The sequence below is a fragment of the Pseudomonas sp. G5001 genome (genome assembly GCF_013385475.1).
Classification (GTDB): domain Bacteria; phylum Pseudomonadota; class Gammaproteobacteria; order Pseudomonadales; family Pseudomonadaceae; genus Aquipseudomonas.
Genome location: NZ_JACAPZ010000011.1, coordinates 391,564 through 413,747 on the forward strand (window position 1 = coordinate 391,564; position 22,184 = coordinate 413,747).

At 58.4% G+C, this 22,184-nt stretch carries 19 protein-coding genes; 6 read left to right on the top strand and 13 right to left on the bottom strand.

Annotated elements, in window-relative coordinates; genetic code table 11:
• The first annotated feature begins 292 nt into the window (after positions 1 to 292).
• The 6 genes from HX805_RS11915 (at position 293) to HX805_RS11940 (ending at position 6,107) form a co-directional block, all read left to right on the top strand.
• The gene (locus HX805_RS11915) at positions 293 to 1,003 is read left to right on the top strand and encodes a methyl-accepting chemotaxis protein (protein ID WP_137205898.1); all 711 of its coding nucleotides are present in this window, start codon (positions 293 to 295) and stop codon (positions 1,001 to 1,003) included.
• 10 nt (positions 1,004 to 1,013) lie between these two features.
• Entirely contained in the window at positions 1,014 to 1,793 is a 780-nt protein-coding gene (locus tag HX805_RS11920) for a TIGR03759 family integrating conjugative element protein (protein WP_137205899.1), read from the top strand.
• Complete coding sequence (locus tag HX805_RS11925; RefSeq protein ID WP_137205900.1) at positions 1,778 to 2,335, top strand: lytic transglycosylase domain-containing protein; 558 nt, start codon at positions 1,778 to 1,780, stop codon at positions 2,333 to 2,335. The genes HX805_RS11920 and HX805_RS11925 overlap by 16 nt, the downstream gene beginning before the upstream one ends.
• A complete protein-coding gene (locus HX805_RS11930; RefSeq protein WP_137205901.1) occupies positions 2,332 to 2,835 on the top strand; it encodes an integrating conjugative element protein in 504 nt (167 codons plus the stop codon). The genes HX805_RS11925 and HX805_RS11930 overlap by 4 nt, the downstream gene beginning before the upstream one ends.
• 264 nt (positions 2,836 to 3,099) lie before the next feature.
• The gene (gene traD / locus HX805_RS11935; protein WP_137205903.1) at positions 3,100 to 5,334 is read left to right on the top strand and encodes a type IV conjugative transfer system coupling protein TraD; all 2,235 of its coding nucleotides are present in this window, start codon (positions 3,100 to 3,102) and stop codon (positions 5,332 to 5,334) included.
• A gap of 17 nt (positions 5,335 to 5,351) precedes the next feature.
• Positions 5,352 to 6,107, top strand: coding sequence for a TIGR03747 family integrating conjugative element membrane protein (locus tag HX805_RS11940; RefSeq protein WP_137205904.1), 756 nt, complete (start codon positions 5,352 to 5,354; stop codon positions 6,105 to 6,107).
• A 711-nt stretch (positions 6,108 to 6,818) separates the two neighbouring features.
• Here the strand turns inward: HX805_RS11940 and HX805_RS11945 are convergent.
• The 13 genes from HX805_RS11945 to HX805_RS12005 all read right to left on the bottom strand — a co-directional run bounded on the left by HX805_RS11945 (position 6,819) and on the right by HX805_RS12005 (position 22,140).
• Positions 6,819 to 8,402: an aldehyde dehydrogenase (NADP(+)) gene (locus tag HX805_RS11945; protein ID WP_137205905.1), complete on the bottom strand. Its 1,584-nt coding sequence runs from the start codon at positions 8,400 to 8,402 to the stop codon at positions 6,819 to 6,821.
• Between the two features lie 29 nt (positions 8,403 to 8,431).
• Complete coding sequence (gene araD1, locus HX805_RS11950; protein ID WP_137205906.1) at positions 8,432 to 9,427, bottom strand: AraD1 family protein; 996 nt, start codon at positions 9,425 to 9,427, stop codon at positions 8,432 to 8,434.
• 13 nt (positions 9,428 to 9,440) lie between these two features.
• Complete coding sequence (locus HX805_RS11955) at positions 9,441 to 10,616, bottom strand: L-rhamnonate dehydratase (RefSeq protein WP_137205907.1); 1,176 nt, start codon at positions 10,614 to 10,616, stop codon at positions 9,441 to 9,443.
• A gap of 205 nt (positions 10,617 to 10,821) precedes the next feature.
• Positions 10,822 to 12,069, bottom strand: a complete 1,248-nt coding sequence (locus HX805_RS11960) for an OprD family porin (protein ID WP_137205908.1) — start codon at positions 12,067 to 12,069, stop codon at positions 10,822 to 10,824.
• 92 nt (positions 12,070 to 12,161) lie between these two features.
• The gene (locus HX805_RS11965) at positions 12,162 to 13,178 is read right to left on the bottom strand and encodes a c-type cytochrome (protein WP_137205909.1); all 1,017 of its coding nucleotides are present in this window, start codon (positions 13,176 to 13,178) and stop codon (positions 12,162 to 12,164) included.
• Positions 13,179 to 13,217: 39 nt separating this feature from the next.
• Entirely contained in the window at positions 13,218 to 14,129 is a 912-nt protein-coding gene (locus HX805_RS11970) for an SMP-30/gluconolactonase/LRE family protein (protein WP_137205910.1), read from the bottom strand.
• Positions 14,130 to 14,140: 11 nt separating this feature from the next.
• Positions 14,141 to 15,256 (bottom strand): substrate-binding domain-containing protein, encoded by a 1,116-nt coding sequence (locus HX805_RS11975; RefSeq protein ID WP_137205911.1) that lies wholly within the window; start codon positions 15,254 to 15,256, stop codon positions 14,141 to 14,143.
• Positions 15,257 to 15,281: 25 nt separating this feature from the next.
• The gene (locus tag HX805_RS11980; protein ID WP_244657470.1) at positions 15,282 to 16,301 is read right to left on the bottom strand and encodes an ABC transporter permease; all 1,020 of its coding nucleotides are present in this window, start codon (positions 16,299 to 16,301) and stop codon (positions 15,282 to 15,284) included.
• A gap of 45 nt (positions 16,302 to 16,346) precedes the next feature.
• Entirely contained in the window at positions 16,347 to 17,858 is a 1,512-nt protein-coding gene (locus HX805_RS11985; protein WP_137205912.1) for a sugar ABC transporter ATP-binding protein, read from the bottom strand.
• A gap of 30 nt (positions 17,859 to 17,888) precedes the next feature.
• The gene (locus HX805_RS11990) at positions 17,889 to 18,848 is read right to left on the bottom strand and encodes an amidohydrolase family protein (RefSeq protein WP_318279305.1); all 960 of its coding nucleotides are present in this window, start codon (positions 18,846 to 18,848) and stop codon (positions 17,889 to 17,891) included.
• Positions 18,845 to 19,771, bottom strand: coding sequence for a YncE family protein (locus HX805_RS11995; RefSeq protein WP_137205913.1), 927 nt, complete (start codon positions 19,769 to 19,771; stop codon positions 18,845 to 18,847). Before HX805_RS11995 ends, HX805_RS11990 begins: the two co-directional genes overlap by 4 nt.
• Positions 19,772 to 19,797: 26 nt before the next feature.
• Positions 19,798 to 21,081 carry an MFS transporter gene (locus HX805_RS12000; RefSeq protein WP_137205914.1) on the bottom strand — a complete coding sequence of 428 codons (1,284 nt, stop codon included), beginning with the start codon at positions 21,079 to 21,081 and terminating at the stop codon, positions 19,798 to 19,800.
• Positions 21,082 to 21,135: 54 nt separating this feature from the next.
• Positions 21,136 to 22,140 (bottom strand): 4-hydroxythreonine-4-phosphate dehydrogenase PdxA, encoded by a 1,005-nt coding sequence (locus HX805_RS12005; protein ID WP_137205915.1) that lies wholly within the window; start codon positions 22,138 to 22,140, stop codon positions 21,136 to 21,138.
• Between the last annotated feature and the right edge of the window lie 44 nt (positions 22,141 to 22,184).

Consider the following 22,184-nt stretch of genomic DNA (forward strand, 5'->3'; position numbering starts at 1 on the left):
GGAGTTCGGGTGTATATACGGCTAATTTCGAGGGTAAGGCAGCGTTTCCAAGCCTGTGACAGACTGGATCAGATGTCCGGTTCCGGCGATTTTTAGCTACCACAAATGACCGGTTTTGGCCGATGGTAGCCGCTCATGACGGATTAAAGCCAAGCAAGTGAGCCAATTTTTCCATAGGCAAACCGTTGAAAACCGGTAAGCCCTAAAATCAAAGCAGTTTGGAAAACCTATTTCCTACTGCACTGTAGGAACTGGTTTGAGAGGGTGCCCTCGCTTAAGCGCGAGGACGCTCATGAACCTACCACTCCCTACTCGAACCACTGTGATACTCAGCCTCTGCCTTGTGGCCCTGACAGGCATGTTGGCCTATGAGCATCATCAACTATCTCTACTCAGGATCAGCATGTCTACGACTGCTGATAAAGAGTCCCTCGCTGCAATGCTGACACGCCTGAGCAAAGTCGACGAACGGTTAGACTCTGTGGATGGCAAGCAGTGGGTCAGCAACGATGACTTCCGCTCCGGACAACAAGCGCTGTCAAATCGAATCGATGCCGCGCAGGCCTTTGCGAAGCAAGCAACCGAATCAGTGCAAGATCTTTCTCGTAATGTCGCGTCTTCTGGTGAATTGGTGGTGCTCAAGGCAAATGTCGAAACGCTCGATAGCCGTGTTCACGAATTAAGCCAAGCCCAGATCAAGCAACCTTCAGCCCCACCGTCTAAGCCCAAAGCTGCTGTACGCAAGCCTCGTCCCGCCCAGAAGCCCAGTACCAGCGTTATCACACCGCAAGCGCCGCCCTTCACCATCGTCGGTATTGAATACCGGGGCGGTGAGCGTTTTTTGTCCGTAGCACCGCCTGGCAGCACGCAGTTAAACCAGATCTACCTCATCCGACCGGGTGATGCCGTGGCGGGTACGGCCTGGCGCCTAAACGCTCTGGACGGCAAATCCGCACGATTCGAGGTGGCCGGAACACCGCAAACCATAACCGTCGCGCAATAGGACCTTCTTTATGTTTGGCCTTCTCAAACCCTCAAAGAAAATGAACGCTACAAACGCCTCGTTGATAATTGGTCTGGCAGCCATTGTGATGGCTTATGGTTGCTCAGCTGCTCCAGGGCCTTCAACGTCCATCACCAGTACGCAGAACAGCGAAACCCAGAACTCTTCTCAAGGGGCCAGCCAGACAGAACTGGCCCGCGAGTGGGGATTAACACCCCAAGAGTGGAGTCGCTATCGCACCGTCATGGAAGGTCCCCGGGGCATCTATTCACCAGGACTGGATCCTCTAACTGCACTGGGTATCGAAGCTAAATCAGCGGAAGAACGCCGGCGTTACGCTGAACTGCAGGTGCAAGCTGAACGGCAACGTATCGACAAGGAACTGGCTTATCAAAAGGCGTATGACCTAGCCTTCGCTCGCCTATACCCCAACGAAAAAGTCATTCAAATTTCATCAGAGCCGCTGTCTCCTAAAACCCTCGGGGCGGCAAATGCTCTCAAAGGCTCAGGTCGATTAGCCGTTTTTGTTCAAGACAGTTGCACCAGCTGTATTGCCCGGGTGAAAGACCTCCAGGCTCAGAAACAACCCTTCGATCTCTACTTCGTGGGCAGCCAAGGGGACGACGAGACCATCCGCCGCTGGGCAATCCTGGCTGGCATCGAGCCAACCAGCGTACGCAGCCGCCAGATAACACTGAATCACGATGCAGGCCGCTGGCTCGGCCTTGGGCTCGGCGGCGAGCTTCCTGCGGTGATGCGCAAGGTGAATGGGCAATGGCAGCGACAGTAGTACGCGCCGTGTTGGCAGGCTGTCTTATGTTGGGCGCGGCGTTGGCCAACAGCGCAGAGGTCCCTCCACCGGCCTATCAATTGATTGCCTTGCCTGCCGGCGTTCCGTCCGAGGTGCTCTATTCCGTCGCGCTGCAAGAGAGCGGCACGCGACTACGCGGCCAAATAGTGCCCTGGCCTTGGACATTGAATGTCGCCGGCGCAGGCTACCGGTTTGCGACCCGAAGCGATGCGTGCAGGGCTTTGATGATTGCGCTTCAAACCGCAGGCCCCAGTAGGGTCGACGTTGGTCTAGGTCAAACCAACATAGGTGCCAATGGTCACCGTTACAGCTCCCCGTGCGAAGGTCTGGATCCCTACAAGAACCTCTCCGTTACCGCCCAGATCCTCGCAGAACAAAAAGCCAAGGGCGGAGACTGGATCACGGCCGCCGGCCGGTACCACCGCCCGGCTGGTGGTGAACCTGCAGCACGCTACCGCCGTGCTTTTGCCAAACACCTTAGCCGCGTAACCGGCATAAACTTGATGGCGAACAACCCATGAAAAGAATGTTGAGCTTAATGCTGTTGCTGTGTTCGATCTCGCCCATCGTGGCGAATGCCAGCTCATTGATTGTGGTTGAAGATCATGGCGGCGTTTCCGCCGTGCCCTACTACCAAGACCTGGTCCCAGAACCAACCGGGCAGTCTGCACCGTTAGAAAACATTGGCGTGCGCGGTCAAGGTTCGTTTCCAGTGCGCTCTGACCAACTGACACCTGGAGAACTACAAGGCCGGGTGATCAATGCACCAGGCTTGCAGCCCCTATTCCTGATTGGCGACGACGCAATGTCAAAAGCCTGGCTTTCGCAACGCCGCGACCAACTGCAGCAACTACACGCAGTCGGGATCGTAGTGAATGTAGCCAGCGCCGAACGCTTTGCCGAGGTGCAGCGTTGGGCGGATGGCCTTCAGATGGTCCCAGCCCCCTCGAATGATCTGGCGCAACGTCTTGGAATCAAGCACTACCCGCTGCTCATTACTGCCACAGCCATTCAGCAATAGGAGGCAAGGATGCCACCACCGCAGTCACTCACCGTGGTGATCAGACAACCGGAAGACCCGCGAACGTGCCAGCTTATCTTGGAGCAAGTGAGGTATGTGGTCTGGCTGTATGGCGGTCGAGTGACCTCCACAGAACAAAGTGATGCCATCGCAATGCGCTTGAAATTAGCTGATCAATTGGCTTCACACGAGATATCACAAGTAAGCCAGGAGCTGGACGAACAGTTCCCATTGAAAACCCCTTAGCGATATAAGGCTCCAACCATGGCCGGTTCTTTCACCATTGAGGCATTGCTTCGTCCTGCCGTCGAGCTTTACACGGTCTGCGTCTGCGCCGCTGCAGCACTGCTCTGTATTTTTGCGCCCTGGGCCTTTGCACTGACTCCCTTATTTGGAGCGGTTTCCGCCTTTGGCTTTTTGATTCTTGGATATGTGCGCCTGAGACAGGCTTTGGTTGTATTGCGGTATCGACGCAATATTCGGCGTCTCCCCCACTACACCATGACCAGCAAGGACATGCCGGTCAGTAATGAACGCCTGTTCATCGGTAAGGGCTTTCGCTGGACTCAGAAACACACCCAGCGGTTGATGGACACCTATCTGCCCAAATACGCCGAGTATGTCGAGCCAACCTCGATCTATTCCCTGGCACGGCGCATGGAGGAGCGGCTGGAGTTCGCCCCCTTTCCACTCAGACTCCTGACCAAAGCCACCTCGTGGAACGTAGCGATTAACCCGGTGCGGCCACTGCCGCCAGTGGGTGGATTACCGCGTTTACACGGTATAGAACCCCATGAAATTGACGTCAGCTTGCCGCTGGGTGAGCGCGTTGGACACTCCCTGGTACTGGGCACTACCCGGGTGGGCAAGACCCGTCTGGCAGAACTTTTTATCACCCAGGACATCAGACGCACCCGCAGCCGAAGCCGGTCTCGACGCCGTGTTCAGATGGGTCGACGCGTTCAGCCAGTCCATCGTAGCCAGCGCACAGCGGCACAAAACGAAGAGATGAACCTTGATCGCGAGGTGGTGATTGTTTTCGATCCTAAAGGCGATGCCGACCTTCTCAAACGCATGTACATCGAATGCATGCGTGCCGGCCGACTGGACGAATTTTATGTATTCCACCTGGGATGGCCTGACTACTCCGCACGTTACAACGCCGTGGGCCGCTTTGGCCGTATTTCAGAGGTGGCGACTCGAATTGCCGGTCAGCTATCAGGAGAAGGCAACTCAGCAGCGTTCCGTGAGTTCGCCTGGCGGTTCGTCAATATCATCGCGCGCGCCTTGGTGGCCCTCGGACGTCGGCCTGATTACGAGCAGATCCTCAAGCACGTGACCAACATCGACGCTCTGTTCATCGAGTATGCACAGAAGCACTTTGCCGAACATGATCCTAAAGCCTGGCAGACCATCGTCGAGCTTGAGGGCAAGATCGACCGCAAAAACCTCAGTTTCGCCATGAAGGACCGCCCGCTGCGCGTGGTGGCCTTGGACATGTACCTGACTCAGCAACGCATATCCGACCCTGTGATGGAGGGGCTGCGATCAGCAGTTCGTTATGACAAAACCTACTTCGACAAGATCGTTGCCAGCCTGCTGCCGCTGCTGGAGAAACTGACCACAGGACGCATTGCCGAGCTGCTTTCGCCTGACTACATGGATCTTGAAGATCCGCGGCCCATCTTCGACTGGATGCAGGTCATCCGTAAACGAGCGGTGGTCTATGTGGGACTGGATGCATTGTCGGATACCGAAGTGGCTGCTGCAGTTGGGAACTCAATGTTCAGCGACCTGGTGTCAGTCGCAGGTCACATCTACAAGTTCGGTATCGACGACGGCTTGCCCGGTGCCTCCGGCGCCAAGGTGGCGATCAACGTGCATGCTGATGAGTTTAACGAACTGATGGGCGAAGAATTTATACCGATGATCAACAAAGGCGGCGGCGCCGGCATGCAAGTCACCGCCTATACCCAGACCATGAGCGACATTGAAGCCAAGATCGGTAACCGGGCAAAAGCTGGCCAGGTCATTGGTAACTTCAACAACCTGTTTATGTTGCGTGTGCGCGAGACCGCCACTGCCGAGCTGCTGACCAATCAATTACCCAAGGTTCAGGTGTTTACCAGCACACCGGCCAGCAGCGCCAATGATGCAATCAACGGCAAGACGGCCTTTACCTCCAACACCCACGACCAGATCCAAAGCGTCAGCGTGCCAATGATCGAGCCGGCGCATGTGGTTGCTCTGCCCAAGGGGCAATGCTTTGCCCTGATCGAAGGAGGCAACCTCTGGAAAATCCGTATGCCGTTGCCGGCAAGTGATCCCGACGAGGTGATGCCCAAGGATCTGCAGACCCTGGTTGAAGGAATGCGTAAAGGATCAGGAACCAACAGCGAATGGTGGCAAGCGCCGGGATATCAGTCACTAAGCGAATCGCTACCCGAAGACCTGGTCGACGATTTCCGTCTTATGGCCAAGGACGACAAAGTCGCTTAGCGTAAAGGAGCATAGCGATGGCCGATATCGCGGAAAAAACCCAGCAACAGCAGGAAGGGCAAAAATCCTTTCTGGGCATGGTGATCTCAGCGCCCTTTCACTTCCTGGGGGTGATGTTCGGCTCACTGCTGGTCGCCATCCTCGTTGAGTGGCTGTGCATGTACGTCCTCTGGCCGGATGCTGGATGGAGGCACGCCCAGCAGATGTTTGAGCACGAGCTGGGCTGGCTGTCCCAGGATTTGTTACACAGCGTTGTCATCAAAGAGCCCGGGCGCACCGCAACCTGGCTGGCAAAAACAACCTATGAATGGCTGATGGTAAAAAGCGGCCTGCAGGACAGCGTTCACACATTGACACAATACGCTCGCTCCACGTCGCCGCAGCACGCCGGCATGTTCGACCTGCGCTACGAACTCGGTCGGGTCATGATCAAGTTCCAGGATTACGGCTTGGCCACGCTTTATACCGTGCTCACCTTTTGCGTACGGATGGTCATCCTGATACTGACAATTCCACTATTTGCACTGGCGGCGTTTACGGGCCTGGTGGATGGCCTGGTGCGACGTGATCTGCGCAAGTTCGGGTCTGGCAGGGAGTCGAGCTACCTGTATCACAAAGCGCGCGGAACCATTATTCCGCTGGCAATCGTTCCGTGGACGATTTACCTGGCTATCCCAATCAGCATCAGCCCATTACTGATTTTGCTGCCGTGCTCGTTGTTATTGGGCGTGTCGGTTTACATCACTGTCTCCAGTTTCAAAAAATACCTTTAGGAGCTGCCCATATCGGCAGGGCTAACATCAAGTGTGAATTGGGCTGCGGTAAAGGAATCAGCAAACACAAGAACTGTATTCAACAACGAGCAAGAATATGCACTATACATACATCTCTGACAGGCAGTATTGATCCATATTCTTATTACTTAGCCGCCGATGGTGTAGACGGCACCGGCTGTGCATGGGCCTTCTAGCGAATTGCGCTTACTGTTAAAGCTATTTGTTCGATTAATTCAAAAACGTCTCCATTGACATGAGTCAATGTCAAGCCATCCACGTGACTACCTATATACCTAGAGAATTTTGGTGTGCTACTAGATAAGTTGATCCGATAGCGAAACGTGCCGTCTGCCTCAACATCACCAACGTTACGATAGCCACCTTCATAAAAGCAATTATCCTAAAAACAACCTTCAATTAACGTTTGTCTTCCGACGAGACGCAAACGATGTATCTTCCCTGCCAACATAGATTTAATCATTGGTGTTACCCTCAATCGGCGGACGCGAAAAATGCAAATGAGTACAATCAAAGAGCACCAGAACACATGTCACGGCCCACTGGCTGACGTGGTGCAGCCTACAGCGTATTTGCTCTGTAATTTGCTCCGCACGATAGTTCTGCTTGCCAACCAGCAACACCAAGAGCAAATCGGTAGCGGCTAATGGGCAGACCTGCACAACTGCCATTAGAAAATTGTCGGTTTGGTCAATCCAGGGCGGCGCATGTCGTTCGGCCATCCACCAAGCGGGCAATTCTCAGCGGATTGGAGTTTTTCAGCGGCGCCGGCAACAACGCGTCCGGGTAGTTCTGGTAACACACCGGGCGCAGGAAACGGTCGATGGCCAGAGTTCCCACCGAAGTTCCCCGAGTATCGGAGGTTGCCGGATAAGGCCCGCCATGCACCATCGCATCGCACACCTCGACGCCGGTCGGGTAGCCATTGAGCAGCAAGCGCCCGGCCTTTTGCTCCAATTGCGAAACCAGCGGCGCGCACTGCGCTAGGTCTGCTTCATCGGCGATCAGGGTGAAAGTCAACTGACCGTTCAAGGCACTGATGATGTGCTGCAGTTGCACATCATCGGCAGCCTCCACAACCACGGTCGCGGGACCGAACACTTCCTCTTGCAGCACCTTATCGACATCAAGCAGCAACTGCGCCGAGGCCTGGAACAACTGGGGCCATGCCTGATTACCCTGCTGTGGTGCGCCCGCGATATGGCGGACCCCCGAGTGTTCATGCAAGCGTCGCACTCCATGTTCATAATTACGCAACGTCCCGGCGTTGAGCATGGACTGTGCTGGTAAGGAAGCAAGGCTTGCGCCAAGCTTTTCGACCAGCGCCGTAAAGTCGGCTGAGCGCACCCCCATCAACAATCCCGGCTTGGTACAGAACTGACCGCAGCCCTGGGTTACTGACACACTCAATTGCGTCGCCAGTGCTTCACCACGAGACGCCAGCGCCGCCGGCATCAGGAGCACCGGGTTGATGCTCGACATTTCAGCAAACACCGGGATTGGCTGCGCCCGTGCCGCAGCCATATCACACAGGGCCCGGCCGCCTTTTAACGAACCGGTAAACCCTACCGCCTGAATAGCCGGGTGCTTGACCAGCCATTCACCGACACCGCCGCCATAGATCAGATTGAACACGCCGTCAGGCATCGCGGTTTTTTCCACAGCCCGACCAATCGCTGCCGCCACCCAGGCACTGGTGAGCATGTGCCCGCTGTGGGCTTTGAAAACCACCGGGCAGCCGGCCGCCAGTGCGGCTGCGGTGTCGCCACCAGCAGTGGAAAACGCCAGGGGGAAATTGCTGGCACCAAACACGGCCACCGGCCCGACCCCCAGGCGGCACTGACGCAGATCGGCCCGCGGCAAGGGTTGGCGCTGGGGCAAGGCGCGGTCGATTCGGGCGCCATAGAAGTCGCCGCGACGCAACACCTGCGCAAACAGGCGCAACTGGTTACTGGTACGGCTGCGCTCACCTTCGATGCGTGCAGCGGGTAATGCGGTTTCGCGGCAAACGATGTCAATGAAGGTTCTGTCCAGAGCATCGAGTTCTTCGGCAATCGCCTCAAGAAACCCGGCACGGCGTGCCGCCGCCATGCCGCGATAAGCCGGAAACGCCGCGCTCGCAGCCAAAGCAGCAGCATCGATCTCTTCACGGGTCGCCTGGATGAACTGGCCGTCCAGCACTTCACCCGTAACCGCATCGAAGCTCTGAAGCATGGTATCGCCTGCCGCGCTGTAGGCGCCGCCGATGTAGTTATGACGACTGATTTGAGACATGGTTAGCTCCTGGAAAAATATGGGGTGGTTCACAACGCCTTGATCGCGCCAATCGCCAGTACGTCATCGGTCAGCATGATGCCATTGCGCAGCGGCGCACCAAAGGCGTCGAGACTGACCTCGAAACGGTCCCCCGGCTGTACACGAATCCCGTCGGCGAACGACAGGGTGGCTGTGCCAAAAAAATGGATATGCACATCCCCCGGCCGCAGGAACTGGGCGTATTTGAAGTGGTGATATTCCAGGTTTACCAAGCTGTGGCACATGTTGCTTTCACCCGACAGGAACGGCTTCTCCCACAGAACTTGGCCGTCACGGAAAATCCGGCTCATGCCACTCAGGTCTGCCGGCAGCTCACCGACCCGCAGCTCCGGGCCGAAGCAGCAGCAACGGAGTTTGGAATGGGCTAGGTACAGATAATTACGGCGCTCCATCACATGGTCGGAGAACTCGTTGCCCAAGGCATAACCCAGGCGCCAGGGCTGCCCGTCATCGCCAATCACATACAGACCGGTCAACTCCGGCTCCTCGCCGGCATCCTCGGCGAACGGCGGCACCGGGAAGTCCGTACCGGGGCGTACCACAATGCTGCCGTCCCCCTTGTAGAACCACTCCGGCTGCGCACCAGGCTGGCCAGCAGGCGGTTTCCCACCGTCCAGGCCCCATTTGAAAATGCGCATGGTGTCGGTCATCGCCGCCGTACCCTTGTCCGCCTGTTGGTGCATCTGGTCACGGGTCGCGGCACTGCCCAGATGGGTCAGGCCGGTGCCGCTGACCAGGCAGTGGGCGGGGTCTTCATGGTCTAGTGGTGGCAGGACCCGTGCCGTGTCCTGCAGCTCGGCATACAACGGCCCCGCGTCGGTGCCGCGTCTGAACACCTCATCCCGCAGGCTGACTCCATTGCGAATCGCACTCAGTGCTAGTTCACGAGTAGAGCGGGTATCCCGCACCACCTGGATCTGCGCACCGTCGACACAGCCAACCTGCCGTTGCCCTTGCGGATCTTCAAACTGAATCAATCGCATTGTCAGGCCCGCCTTATTCGATGATGTTGAAGTCGTGCAAATACTCATCAGAAATTTCCAGACCCAAGCCCGGGGTGTTGTCATCCAGTTGGATGAAGCCATTGACCGGTTGCGGTTCGCCCTTAAATACGTAGTAGAACAATTCGTTGCCCACTTCGACGTCAAACACCGGGAAGAATTCGGCCATCGGGGAGGCCGTGGTGGACATGGTCAGATGGTAGTTGTGCATCTGCCCGGCATGGGGAATAACCGGCACTGACCAGGCCTCGGCCATGGCGTTGATCTTGCGCGCAGCGGTAATCCCGCCGACGCGGTTGGTGTCGTACTGGATCACATCCACGGCACGACGTTCCAGCAGGTCTTTGAAACCGTAAGAGGTGAACTCATGCTCGCCACCGGAGATTGGCATAATGCCCATCTTCTTCAGCTCGATATAACCTTCGATATCGTCAGCGATGACCGGCTCTTCAAGCCAACGCGGCTCGAACTCGGCCAGCTTGGGCAACATCCGCCGCGCATACTCCAGGGTCCAGCCCATGTAGCACTCCAGCATGATGTCCACGTCCGGCCCGGCCAGCTCGCGCAGAGCCCGCACTTGTTCAATGTTCTTGCGCATGCCCGCTGGACCATCCTTGGGACCGTAGCCGAAACGCATCTTCAGCGCGGTGAAACCCTGGTTTAGATAGCCCTGGGCCTCTTCCAAGAAGAGATCGAGATCGTCATTGGCGTAGAGCTTGGACGCGTAGGTCCAGATCTTCTCCTTGGTACGCCCGCCCAGCAACTTGAACACCGGCTTGTTGACGGCCTTGCCCATGATGTCCCAGATGGCGATGTCGATTGCCGAAATGGCCGCCATGCCAATGCCCTTGCGACCCCAGGCGTGACTCTGGCGGTACATTTTCTGCCAGATGTATTCGTTGTCGAATGGGTCTTCGCCAATGGCAATGGGCGCCAGGTAGGTGTCGATGATTTCCTTGGCCACACGCGGCGCCAGCGCGCAGTTGCCGATGCCCACCAAGCCGGTATCGGTTTCTACCTCTACCACCAGCCAACCATGGAAACGGAACGAGCCCATGGCGTCACCACGTTCGAACAGGATGTCGCTGGCATTGGTGCAAAAGTGCGCCTGGGGCGGCACGACCTTGCCCTTCCATTCGAAGACACGAGTACGGATGGATTTTATTTTCATTATTCAACTCCTTCAGTTGAGCAGAGCGCCGACAACCCAGCGCTTCAAGTCCGCAAACTCTAGCCACGGGGGCGGGTGCTGGATAATCACTTGTGCGCATCCAGTGATAGCCTGGGGTAATACGTTTTAAGAAAAAAATCAGGCTTGAGTTATCTCTAGCGGGAGAGCCGGAAAAAGCAGACCGGCTATCTGGCTACCAGAAGCGTTAAAACAGATTCAGGTTGTAGGCCACCACCAACCGGTTCTCGTCGTAATCCTCGCCATAGCTTTTGCGCACGCTGGAGTTGCGCCAACTCAGGTTGACGTCTCTGAACGGGCCGCTTTGCACTGTGTAGGCCAATTCGAAATCGCGTTCCCACGACGTGCCGTCACGCACCAAGCCGACATTCGCATCGGAGCCATGGATGTAGCGCACCAGGCTGGTCAAGCCGGGCAGGCCCAGTGCGACAAAGTTGAAGTCGTAACGCAGTTGCCAAGAGCGCTCATCTGAATTGGAGAAGTTGTTGTTATAGGAATCGTTGGCCATGGTCCTGCCGCTGGTGCCAGCCAGGGCCAGCCAGCCTGTACCCTCGCTGACCCGTTGCAACCCGACAAACATCGTGTGCGGCCCGGTGCTGGCGGAGAACAACCCGCACCAGGCCTTGCTATCGAGGTTGCCCGCCTTGGCACTGCCCTGCTCCTGATCGACGAAGTAGCCAAGCTTGGCCGCCAGGGTCCAGTCGCCCACAGGCTGGCGATGGGTCAGGTTGTAATAGCGCTGCTGGTAGATGTCTTTGAGCTGCGCCTGCCAAACACCCACCTGGGTGCGCTCCTGGTTGAAGCGATATTCGGCCCCGACATAGTTGAAACGATCCGAGGTAACCCCTGGAAAACGGTTGGCCCACATATCCTGGTCATCGGTGGAACTGCGTTGCGCCACCTTGCGGATCTGCCCGCCGCTCAGGGTCAGGCCTTCAAATTCGCGGGAGGTCAGTGCCAGCCCCTCAAAGGTCTGCGGCAACAGGCGTCCGTCATCGGCGCGCAGCACCGGGATATCCGGGCGCAACTCACCGACCTTCAGCTCGGTGGCCGACAGCTTGGCCTTGAACGTCACCCCCGCCCGTCCATAACTGTCCGGCGCGCGGCCATCATCGTGACGTGGCAGCAACTCGGTACCCGTGCGATCCGGGCTGCTGTCGAGCTTGAAACCGCTCAAGGCGCTGACATCCAGGCCAAATCCCACCGGCCCCTGGGTGTAGCCGGAACGGAAGTCGAGGATAAAACCCTGGGCCCACTCTTCGGCCTTGTTGCGGGTTGCGCTCGCTCCCTGAAAATCGCGGTCGTAGTAGTAATTGCGCATCAGCAGGTTGGCGTTCGAATCCTCAATAAAGCCGTGTTCCTGGGCCATCAATGGACTGATCGGTGTGACCAGTGCCAGCCCTATTGCCGTGGGTGTGATTACTACAAGTTTCATAGCTGCTCTCTTTTCTTATGGGCACAAGGGAGCCTTCCGGGCCGACAAGGCCCAGAGGCGGGGGAGGAAACCGTCAGTGTTGGGTTAAAGGGCTATTCGGAAGGCGTCGGGAACGGGCCGAAACGCGCGCGCTGATAACCTGTCGGGTCATCGGGGAAGTGTTCAGGTATGGCAAAACCCGCCGGGCGCCACGCGGGGTCCGGGTAGGCATCAACCCGTTGCGGCGCATGCCGGCGGGGTAATTCGCTGTTGATGTAGGCGGCGATGTCGTAGGCCTGTTCAACACTCAACATCGGTGTGTCGGCGGTGCTGCCCAACGGCATGTTGGCGTGAATGAATTGAGTCAGAAGCGGCACCATGTACATATGCCCACCGTCGTCGTAGGTATCGTCGCCCGCAATCGGCGGGAACACATAACCGCCGCCAGTGGCGAAGTCAGGTGTCTTCAGCCCCAGGCCTTGTGCGCCATGGCATTGCACGCAGTATTGGCCGAACAAGGCCCGGCCCCGACCAGGGTCGGCGGCGCGCTCAGGCAAAGTAATATGCGCCAGCCCCGTGCCTTGCATGCTCATCCCCGGCTGCGCCTCACTGCCCAGCCAGTTCAAGTAGGCCAGGATCGCCTTCATCTCGGGCGTGTCCCCGCTCATGCTCGCCTCACCCTTGCCGAACATACCGGCGATCCGCTGCTCCAGGGTGATCACGCGCATGCTCTTGATATCGAGCTTGGGGTAATCGTGGATCGCATTGACCAGCGCCAATCCATACGGTTTGCTGCCCGGCAATCCCGACGGGCCGGCTTCGTGGCAATTGATACAGTTGAGGTTGTTGCGCGAAAAACGCTTGCCGGGGTCGGCCACCATGGGGCCGGCCAAGCGCGTGGTTTTTTGCAGCAAGGCCAGGCCCTCGCGGATCAGCACGGCGTTGGGCTGATGTTCGATATCGACTGCGTTTGGCACACGCCAAGGCTGCACCGCACGGGCCTGCTGCGCCTGCAACAACTGCGCGGCCTCCTGGCGGTCGAGCACCGGCTCAGCGAGAACTGCGGTGGTGGTGAACACTCCATACAGGAGCGTTACGCGCATAAACCACGAAGGTAGGATCATAAACATGCTGGCTCGCTTATTGTCGTTATGGCGCGGCGTTGATGTTCAAGCGGCTGCGAATTGACAGCCCCGGGTGTTCAAGTCGATGGCATACAGCGATGTCGAGGCGCTGATAAATAAGCGCTCGCCACGCGGTCCGCCAAAGGTGCAATTGGAAATTTTCTCGGGCACATGGATCTTCCCCAGGCAGATGCCGTCAGGCGCATATACCTGAATACTGTCCAGGGAGCTGATATACAACCAACCCTGATGATCGACCCTAAAGCCATCCGGCAGCCCCGGTTCGATCACCGCAAACACCCGGCCATTGACCAGCCTGCGGCCCGCCTGGACATCAAACACGCGCACGTGATGGCAGCCTGCTGGATCATGGGAGGCCGAGGTATCGGAGATGTACAGCAAGGATTCGTCCGGCGAAAACGCCAAACCGTTAGGCTTCTGGAAATCATCGGCCACTCGTTCCAGGACGTTGGCGAAAGGGTCGAAACGGTACACATGGCAGCCATCCTGTTCGCTGTCGGCCTTGTAGCCTTCGACGTCACTCATGATTCCGTAGGACGGATCGCTGAACCAGAGGCTGCCATCGGACTTGACCACCAGGTCGTTGGGCGAATTGAGCCGTCGTCCTTGATAACGGTCCACCAGCAGCCGCACCTCACCGCCCGACTCAGTACGGGAAATGCCCCGGCGGCCGTGCTCGCAACTGACCAGCCGGCCCTCGCGATCCAGACTATTGCCGTTACTAAAATGCGACGGCTGGCGGAACACACTCACGCCCTGCCCTTCGTGCCAACGCAGCATACGGTTGTTGGGAATATCACTCCACACCAGGGCCTGTTCGGCGGGTAACCATACCGGGCCTTCACCCCAGATGGCGCCGCCGCCAAGACGCTGCAACGCGCTGCCAGGCTTGAGAATGGTGTGCAGCCGCGGATCAAAAATCTCGATACCGGTCATGAGCCTCGCCCTCAGCGCTGCCAGATTTTGCGATAGGCCGCGGCATAACCATTGTCCGGGTCGAAGGTATTACGCGGGCCACCGTCCACCTGGATATTGTTGGCCGTGATCAAGTGCACCGCCGTCACATAGTTGCTTGGCCCAACCCCCGCAAAGGCGCGGTTCAGTTCGTCAATCAACTGCCAGCCGTGTAAGGTCACCGGTTCCGGCACGGTGGCGGCCTGGTAGCTGGATTTGCGGATGCGCTGGTACGCCGATTCGCTGCCGTCGCCCGCCGACAGACTCAGCGGCGGCTGGTCTGGCTTGCGCCCCAGGCGGCTGAGGGACGAGCCGATAAAGTCGAAATACAGGTCATTGATGCCCAGGGTATAGTTCCACTTGTCGCCAAACCGCTGCAACAACGATGTGGTCAGCTGCGGCATGCGCGACGAGGTTTCAGCCAGCGGCGAATCTTCCAGCGCCAACAGGCTGCACCCACTGCATTGCTTGATGACCTCGGCCATAGCGTTGGATTTAGCGGTGGCCACCGCGTACAGCGAATCGGTGAGGATCACCACGCCAGCCTTTCCGTCCGATTGCGCCACAGCGTAATAGGCGGCGATCTTCGCCACATCACCGGGGTCGGTGGTGACATTGACGAACAAGCCTTCATCGGCCATCGGCCCGGCGCTCGGTCCGGCATGCCAGCCCACCACGGGGATCTTGGCTGCCTGGACTTTCTTCAGGGTGCTGAGCTGTTCCCGGGCGTCGAAGCCCCCGAGAATGATCCCGTCCGGCTTGAGCACGATGCCTTGGTTCAACGCCGCCGTGCGCCCGGAGACGCTGCCCTGGCCATCAAGAATACGCAGCTTCCAGCCCATGACTTGCGCTGCCGCCTTGACCCCTTCACTGACCCCTAGCACACCGCTGTTGCGCAAGTCCGAGGCAATAAACAGCACCTGTTTGCCCCCTTGCGCCACAGGTCCACTGTCCGGTCCTTGCCAAGTGGTCCAGGGCTGAGTGGCCGCCTCCACCCGTTGCCGGGCCTGTTTGACAAACTCATCGGCCGCAGCCTGGGCAATACTGGCGAGCGAGATCACGGCGATACACACGAGCAAGCGGGTACGACGAAACACTTCAAGGCTCATAAGGTTCTCCCAAAAAAATGATGGTTCAGGGTTTGGCCGGTGTATTGCGCACCCGCACCCGACGTCGGCCCGCATAACCGGCAATGCCGATCGCCAGCAGCAAGGTCACACCGTTGAATAGTGGCTCGACAAAAAACGCCCCGCCCAGCTGCTGGATACCGGCGATGCCCACCGCCAGTACCGCCACGCCAATCAGCGTGCCCCACACATTCACTCGGCCTGGCTTGATCGTGGTCGAACCGAGAAACGCTCCGACCAAGGCCGGCAACAGAAACTCAAGGCCCACGCTGGCCTGCCCGATTTGCAAACGCGAGGCCAGTAACACCCCGGCAAACGCCGTCAACACGCCCGAGCCCATAAAGGCCCCGACCACATAACGCCGACAAGGAATACCATTCAACTCGGCCGCTTTCGGGTTGGCACCAATCGCATAGAGAAAACGCCCGATCGGCAGATACTCCGTCACCACCCACAGCAACAGCGCCAGGCCCAGCACGTAGAACGCCGCGATCGGCAAACCGAACAGGCTGGCACCGTTAAGCAACAGAAAGCCTTCTGGCAAATCCCCAAACACCTGGCGGCCACCGCTGTGCCACAACGCCAGGGCGTAGACCACGGTGCCGGTGCCGAGGGTGGCGATAAAGGAGTCGATCCTGGCCATTTCCACCAGCAAGCCGTTGATCAGGCCGAACAACAATCCGGCCGCCAACACGATCAGCACCGAGGCTTGCCAGGAAAAGCCATAACGGGTCTGCAGGCTAATCGCGAGGATGTGCCAGAGCACAATGCCATAGCCCACGGTCAGGTCGATCTTATTGGTGAGCATCGGCACCATCGCCGCCAGGGCCAGGATCGCAATGATCACCTTGTCGCCAAGGATCGAGTTGAGGTTGAGCAGTGTCGGGAACGAGCCCGGCAGCAGCACCGAGAAAAACACGATCAGCCCCAGCAACAACACCGGCATGCCGTACACCGGCAGCAGGCGCGAAAAGTCGCGGGTTAGGATCCTCGGGCTAACCGCCGAGGCAGGATTATCAGCGTTCATTGAGGGCCTTCTTGTTATCGATAAAGTTCAATGGAATAGGGTGGTTCAGGCAGCATCGCTGGCCGAAGCACGGTGTAACAGGCTGCTGAGCGACAGGTCCTCCTTGCCCAGGGTCGCCACCACAGTCGAGCGGCTGAACACCAGGGCGCGGTGGGCGATGTTGGCCACCTCCTCGAAATCGGTGGAGATCAACAACACCGCCAGGCCGCGCTCCAAGGCGCGTTGCACCAACCGGTAGATATCGGCCTTGGCCCCCACGTCGACACCGGCGGTTGGCTCTTCGAGGATCAGTAGGCGCCCAGTGATCTCTAACCAACGAGCCATCACCACTTTTTGCTGATTGCCGCCGCTCAGGGTTTCCACCGCGCATTCAGTGGCATTGGGCCGTACATCGAATTGCCGGACCAATGCCTCGGCCTGGCGCCGCTCAGCCGGAGGCGAGATCCAGCCCAGCAGCCCTTTGCCGCTGGCCAATGGGTTGAGAAATAAGTTCTCGCGCACCGACAACGGCATTGGCAGCGACTCACCACAACGGTCCCCCGCCACCAACCCCAAGCCTTGACGCATGGCCAAGGCCGCCGAATGCGTGCGCAACCGCGCACCATCAAGCAGCACCTCGCCAGCGTCTATCGCCAGCAAGCCGAACAAGGCCCGGCCGACGCGCTCCTGCCCAGCGCCACGCAGCCCGGCCAGGGCCAGGATTTCCCCGGCGTGCAGGTCAAAGGTCAGACCGCTGACCCCGCCGCACGCCATATCACGCACCTGCAACAGCAATGGGCCGTGACTGCAGGGTGCCGCCTGGTAGAGTTGTTCTGGTTCACGCCCGACAATCTGGCGCACCAGATCCTGGGGATCGGTTTGGGCGATGGCTTTGCGGCACACCAGCCGACCATCGCGCATCACCGCCACCTGATCGGCCACCCGGAAAATCTCATCCAGGCGATGGGACACATAGATCATGCCCACGCCTTGCGCCTGCAAGCGCTTAAGCACCACAAACAGCCTCTCGGCGTCGTCGGCGGGCAGGCTCGCAGTGGGTTCATCCAGCACCAGCAGTCGCGCGTCCACCGCCAGCGCACGGGCAATAGCGACCAGGGATTTCTGAGTGCGCTCCAGCTCACCAACCGGGGTATCAGGATCTATGCTGTCGTCAACCAAAGCCAGCGCTTCACGGGCGTTGCGCCGCACTTGCCGCCAGTCGATCAGGCCGCCACGACAGGTAAAACCACAGGTAAAGGCAATGTTTTCGGCAGCACTCAGAGAGTCGATCAACCCCAAATCCTGATGGATAAAGGCGATGCCCTTGCGGTCGGCCTCGGTTTCGATGGGCTGGCCGTCAAGCAGGATCCGCCCGCTGTCGAGACGATGCACACCGGCCAAGAGCTTGATCAATGTCGACTTGCCCGCGCCGTTTTCCCCCAGCAGCGCCAGCACGCTGCCGGCCTCGACCCCAAGGCTTACGTGATTGACGGCCAAGGTACCGCCAAAGCTTTTGCAGACATTTTCAAAGTGCAGCAATGGCACTGCGCCGCGCTGACCAGATTCGAGAGTATTCATGGATTGCACCGTCATTATTGTTATTCGGGACTACAGCGTGATGCGGTAAACCTGCTGCGCGTTGCGCCAGAAAAACCCTTCGCGCTGCACTGCGTCGTAGCCATCCAACAGGGCGTCCATGGCCTGCACCAAAGCGTCATAACCAATGCGCAAACCAGCCACCGGGAAATTACTGGCGAACAGGCAGCGCTCAATACCAAACAGAGCCAGGGTTTCGCGGACCACAGCGCGGTTGCCTTCCACCGTCCAGGGGTGGTCGCGCAACCCCAGTTCGGAAACCTTTACCCAGACGTTGGGTTGGGCCGCCAATGCCTGCATCCCCCGTCGCCAACCGGCCAGGCCGCTCTCACTGCGGTCCCACGGGAAGCCCATGTGGTTGAGCACGATGGTCAATCCCGGAAACATCGCGGCCACCTGTGCCGCCTCTTCCAAATGCCAGTAAGGCACTCGCAAATCCCAGGACAGCCCGTGCCGCTCCAGCAGCGCCAGGCCTCTGAGCCACTGCTCGTCCTGCAGGCTGCCCGACAAGCCGCGCACAGTGTCAGCCTGGTGTGGCGTGGCAGCGGTGAGCGGCTTGCTGCGGATACCTCGCACCAATGGAAATTCCAGGTGCTGTCCCAAAATGTCGGCGCAGTTATCTGCATGCAGCCAGGCATGGGCCACCACCGCATTCGGGAACCCGTAGCGGACATATTGCTCATGCACCCAACGGGTCTCCCCCACTTGATCGCTGCGCTCGTGCTCGGCCTCGCAATGCACAGTGGCCAACACCCGGTGCGCAGCGCTGTCGCCCAGGTAATCCGGCGCCCGATAATGCCGGCGCAAAGGTTGATAGTTACCGAGGAAAAAACCCGGGTCCGGCGCCCCTTGCAGCCATGGGTAACGACCGCAATCCAGGTCCCAGAGGTGATGGTGTGCGTCGATCAGGGTGATCGGTGCAGCCCAGTTCATCTCAAGGCCTAGGCGTTCGTGCAGGCCGAGGCTGCTCACCGCACGATGACCAGGGAGACATCCGGCTCCAGCATGGTTTCGAAGTAACGCTCGAAGGTCCAGGTATTAAGGTCGAGCATACCCACGCGCTGATCCTTGAGGGTGACAAACGCCAGGTCTCGCGTGGGGTGCAGGCTCATGGCAATGGCAGTGCTGTCCAACTCGACACGGCGCATTTGCTCCAGCTGCGGGCTGAATACCGAGAGCGATTGTTCGCCGTAATTGGTCACATAAAGCCGGTCTTGGCGGTCGCGGTAGATCCGGGTCGGGTCCGCACCAGTACGCCCACGATGGGTCACTTTCAAGGTCTCGACGTCGACCGCGACGATGCTGTTATCGCCACGCGTGGTCACGTACAACGTGCGCTCATCACGGCTGAAGCAATTGCCTTCCGGCTGGCTGCCCGGCTGCATGGGCAGCGGCGCAATCGTCGGATCCTGGGGCTTGAGCCGGGTGATGGTGTTGCTCAACAGGTTGAGGGCGAACGCGGTCTCGCCATTGCGAGTCATAGCCACCAGGTGGCTCTTGTAGCCGCCGGAAGGAATCGCCCGGTCCGGTACATCACGCAAGTGGGGCTGATCGAAGATCAGCAAGGTCGAGTTGCCTTCGCTGAGTACGTAGAGGCGGTCTTGATCATCCATCGCCAGCCCATGAGGGCGGCGGAACGGCCAGATGCTCAGGGTGCGTACATGCTCGGCGCGCTCAAGGTCGATGACGAACACCGAGCAACCGCCCTCGCCTTCGTGGCTGGAAGTTTCGATGCCGTAATGGCCGACGTAGGCAAAGCGGTTTTTCGAGTCCACCACAAACTCGTGCGGGAACTCCGGCAAACGGATGTGCTTGAGCACCGCCCCCGTATGCACGTCATAGAAGCTAAAGGTGTGGGCGCATTTTTGCACCAGCAAGAGCACTTCCTGATTCATGGTTTGATTCCTCTTCAAGGTAAGTGTTAAGCCTGTTCGCACTTGTGTGGCAAGGTCATGGCGAGCACCGCGGCCAGCGCCACCGATAGGGCCAGGCTGTAGACGCCGATGCTTTGGGAGTATTGGCTGATCAAAACGCCGACGATGTATGGCCCGCAAAACCCGCCGAGGTTGCCCAAGGCATTGATCAGGCCACGGGCGCCGCCAGCCGCTTCAGCGCTGAAAATTTTCGCAGGGATGGTCCAGAAAATCCCCGCTGCCGCTTGCAGGAAGAACCCGCAGCCCACCAGCGCTGCAAAAGACAGCCAGATCTGCTCACGCAGGATCACCGACAACGTCAAGCACAGCGCCAAGCCAACCAGGGGCACGGCAATAAATGCACGACGCTTGCCACTGCGATCCGACAGATTGGAGAACATCAGCATGCCGAACATTGCAGCGATATAAGGCAGGGTCGCCAACATGCCCACCTTGCCCATGCCGCTCTGGGTAAGTTCCTTGACGATGCTCGGCAGCCATAGGGTGTAGCCATAGATACCGGCCTGGTAGAAGAAGTTGAGGGCGATCAGATGCCATACAATCTTGTCAGCCATGACCTCGGACAACGAGGCGTTTTTCACGGCCTTTGCGGCAATGGCTTTCTGTTCCTCGGCCAGGGTGGTGATCAAGTAATCACGCTCACGCTCACTGATCCATTTGGCCTCTTGCGGTCGGTCGCTGATGGTCAGCATCCACAACACCATAACCACCGCCGACAGCAGACCTTCGATGATGAACAGCATCCGCCAGTCCAGGGCCGCAATAATCCAGCCGGATAACGGCGCGGTGATGATGCCGGCCAATGGCACGAACATGATCACAATGGCGTTTGCGCGCCCACGCTCCTTGTCGGGGAACCAGTTGCTTATCATGGTCAACACCACCGGCAACATACCGCCCTCGGCCACCCCCAGGGCAAAACGTAGGAACAACAGTTGATACTGGTTTGTGACAAAGCCCGTGAGGATCGAAATCACCGCCCAGGCCACCAGCGACCAGCCGATGAAGCGCTTGCCACTGCCATGTACCGCTAACTTTCCGCCGGGCACTTGTAGGAACAGGTAGCCGACAAAAAAGATACCGCCCGCCAAGCCCACCATACTGGCGGAAACGCCCAATTCGTTAGCCATGCCACCGGGCATGGCGAAGGCGATATTGATGCGGTCCATGTAGGACATGATGCAGGTGATAACAATCGGTGGAATCACGCGTAGCCAACGGAGGTCGACAACACGTGGACTCTGGGTAATCGCCGGAGAGCTGGTTTGCATATCTTGATTCCCACTTGTTATTTTTTTTGTGGAAGCGCTTGAGTACTTGGGTTGCTATCGACGGTTGAGACCCATGCGACAGGCGACTTCGAAGGCCTGGCGCATCGCGCCGACATTGGCCTTGCCCTGCCCGGCGATATCAAACGCGGTACCATGGGCCGGCGTGGTGATCGGAATTGGCAGGCCGCCCTGCACCGTGACGCCACGGGAAAAGCCCATCAACTTGATCGCGATCTGACCTTGGTCGTGATACATGGTGACCACCGCATCGAAGGCATTTGCATCACCCTGGACCTTGAGAAAGATCGTGTCGGCTGGATACGGACCATCGGCATCGATCCCCAGGGCCTGAGCGGACTTGACTGCCGGGCCGATGATGTCCAACTCTTCACGACCAAAACTGCCGTTGTCACCGTTGTGCGGGTTGAGCCCGCAAACCCCGATGCGCGGCTGCGACAAACCGCTGTGCTTGAGCGCCGTGTCGATCAACTGGATGGCCTGCACCACCCGGTCCTGGCTTAAGAGGCCTGGCACTTGGGCCAGTGCCACATGGGATGTCACCCGAGAAGTCCAGAGGTTGTCAAGTACGTTGAACTCACAGAACGGGCCGTCAAAATCCAACAGTTCGGCAAACCAGTGCAACTCGTCGCTATGCTCCATCCCGGCCATGTGCAGAGAGGTTTTGTTCAGCGGGCCAAACAACAGGGCATCGGTAGTACCTTGCTGGGTCAGATGTAGACCTAGTTGCAGGGTGTCGAGACTGTATCGGCCACCGTTGGCGCTGGCTTGGGCATAGACAAAGTCGCGACTGGCATCGCCTAGGAAGGGGAAGAAAAGCGGCGTATTGTCGCTGAACACCAGATCATCCAGAGAGTCAATGGTGCGATAGGGAAACGACAAGCCGGAGATCGCCATACCACGCAACATTTGCGCTTCATCGGCAATCAACAGCACATTGGCCTGGGCGCGGACAGTAGGGTCAGCCAGCAACCGAGCAACCAGCTCGGAGCCGATACCGGCGGGGTCGCCCAGGACCATGGCAATGCGGGGTGCGGTCATGCGGGATTCCTCTTAAAACGGAGTGCATTGTTGTTCTTGTATAG

Excerpts from the sequence above, each read along its gene's own strand:
- HX805_RS11915 (WP_137205898.1), top strand. The coding sequence starts at position 293 with ATGAACCTACCACTCCCTACTCGAACCACTGTGATACTCAGCCTCTGC.
- HX805_RS11920 (WP_137205899.1), top strand. The coding sequence starts at position 1,014 with ATGTTTGGCCTTCTCAAACCCTCAAAGAAAATGAACGCTACAAACGCC.
- HX805_RS11925 (WP_137205900.1), top strand. The coding sequence starts at position 1,778 with ATGGCAGCGACAGTAGTACGCGCCGTGTTGGCAGGCTGTCTTATGTTG.
- HX805_RS11930 (WP_137205901.1), top strand. The coding sequence starts at position 2,332 with ATGAAAAGAATGTTGAGCTTAATGCTGTTGCTGTGTTCGATCTCGCCC.
- traD (WP_137205903.1), top strand. The coding sequence starts at position 3,100 with ATGGCCGGTTCTTTCACCATTGAGGCATTGCTTCGTCCTGCCGTCGAG.
- HX805_RS11940 (WP_137205904.1), top strand. The coding sequence starts at position 5,352 with ATGGCCGATATCGCGGAAAAAACCCAGCAACAGCAGGAAGGGCAAAAA.
- HX805_RS11945 (WP_137205905.1), bottom strand. The coding sequence starts at position 8,402 with ATGTCTCAAATCAGTCGTCATAACTACATCGGCGGCGCCTACAGCGCG.
- araD1 (WP_137205906.1), bottom strand. The coding sequence starts at position 9,427 with ATGCGATTGATTCAGTTTGAAGATCCGCAAGGGCAACGGCAGGTTGGC.
- HX805_RS11955 (WP_137205907.1), bottom strand. The coding sequence starts at position 10,616 with ATGAAAATAAAATCCATCCGTACTCGTGTCTTCGAATGGAAGGGCAAG.
- HX805_RS11960 (WP_137205908.1), bottom strand. The coding sequence starts at position 12,069 with ATGAAACTTGTAGTAATCACACCCACGGCAATAGGGCTGGCACTGGTC.
- HX805_RS11965 (WP_137205909.1), bottom strand. The coding sequence starts at position 13,178 with ATGTTTATGATCCTACCTTCGTGGTTTATGCGCGTAACGCTCCTGTAT.
- HX805_RS11970 (WP_137205910.1), bottom strand. The coding sequence starts at position 14,129 with ATGACCGGTATCGAGATTTTTGATCCGCGGCTGCACACCATTCTCAAG.
- HX805_RS11975 (WP_137205911.1), bottom strand. The coding sequence starts at position 15,256 with ATGAGCCTTGAAGTGTTTCGTCGTACCCGCTTGCTCGTGTGTATCGCC.
- HX805_RS11980 (WP_244657470.1), bottom strand. The coding sequence starts at position 16,301 with ATGAACGCTGATAATCCTGCCTCGGCGGTTAGCCCGAGGATCCTAACC.
- HX805_RS11985 (WP_137205912.1), bottom strand. The coding sequence starts at position 17,858 with ATGAATACTCTCGAATCTGGTCAGCGCGGCGCAGTGCCATTGCTGCAC.
- HX805_RS11995 (WP_137205913.1), bottom strand. The coding sequence starts at position 19,771 with ATGAATCAGGAAGTGCTCTTGCTGGTGCAAAAATGCGCCCACACCTTT.
- HX805_RS12000 (WP_137205914.1), bottom strand. The coding sequence starts at position 21,081 with ATGCAAACCAGCTCTCCGGCGATTACCCAGAGTCCACGTGTTGTCGAC.
- HX805_RS12005 (WP_137205915.1), bottom strand. The coding sequence starts at position 22,140 with ATGACCGCACCCCGCATTGCCATGGTCCTGGGCGACCCCGCCGGTATC.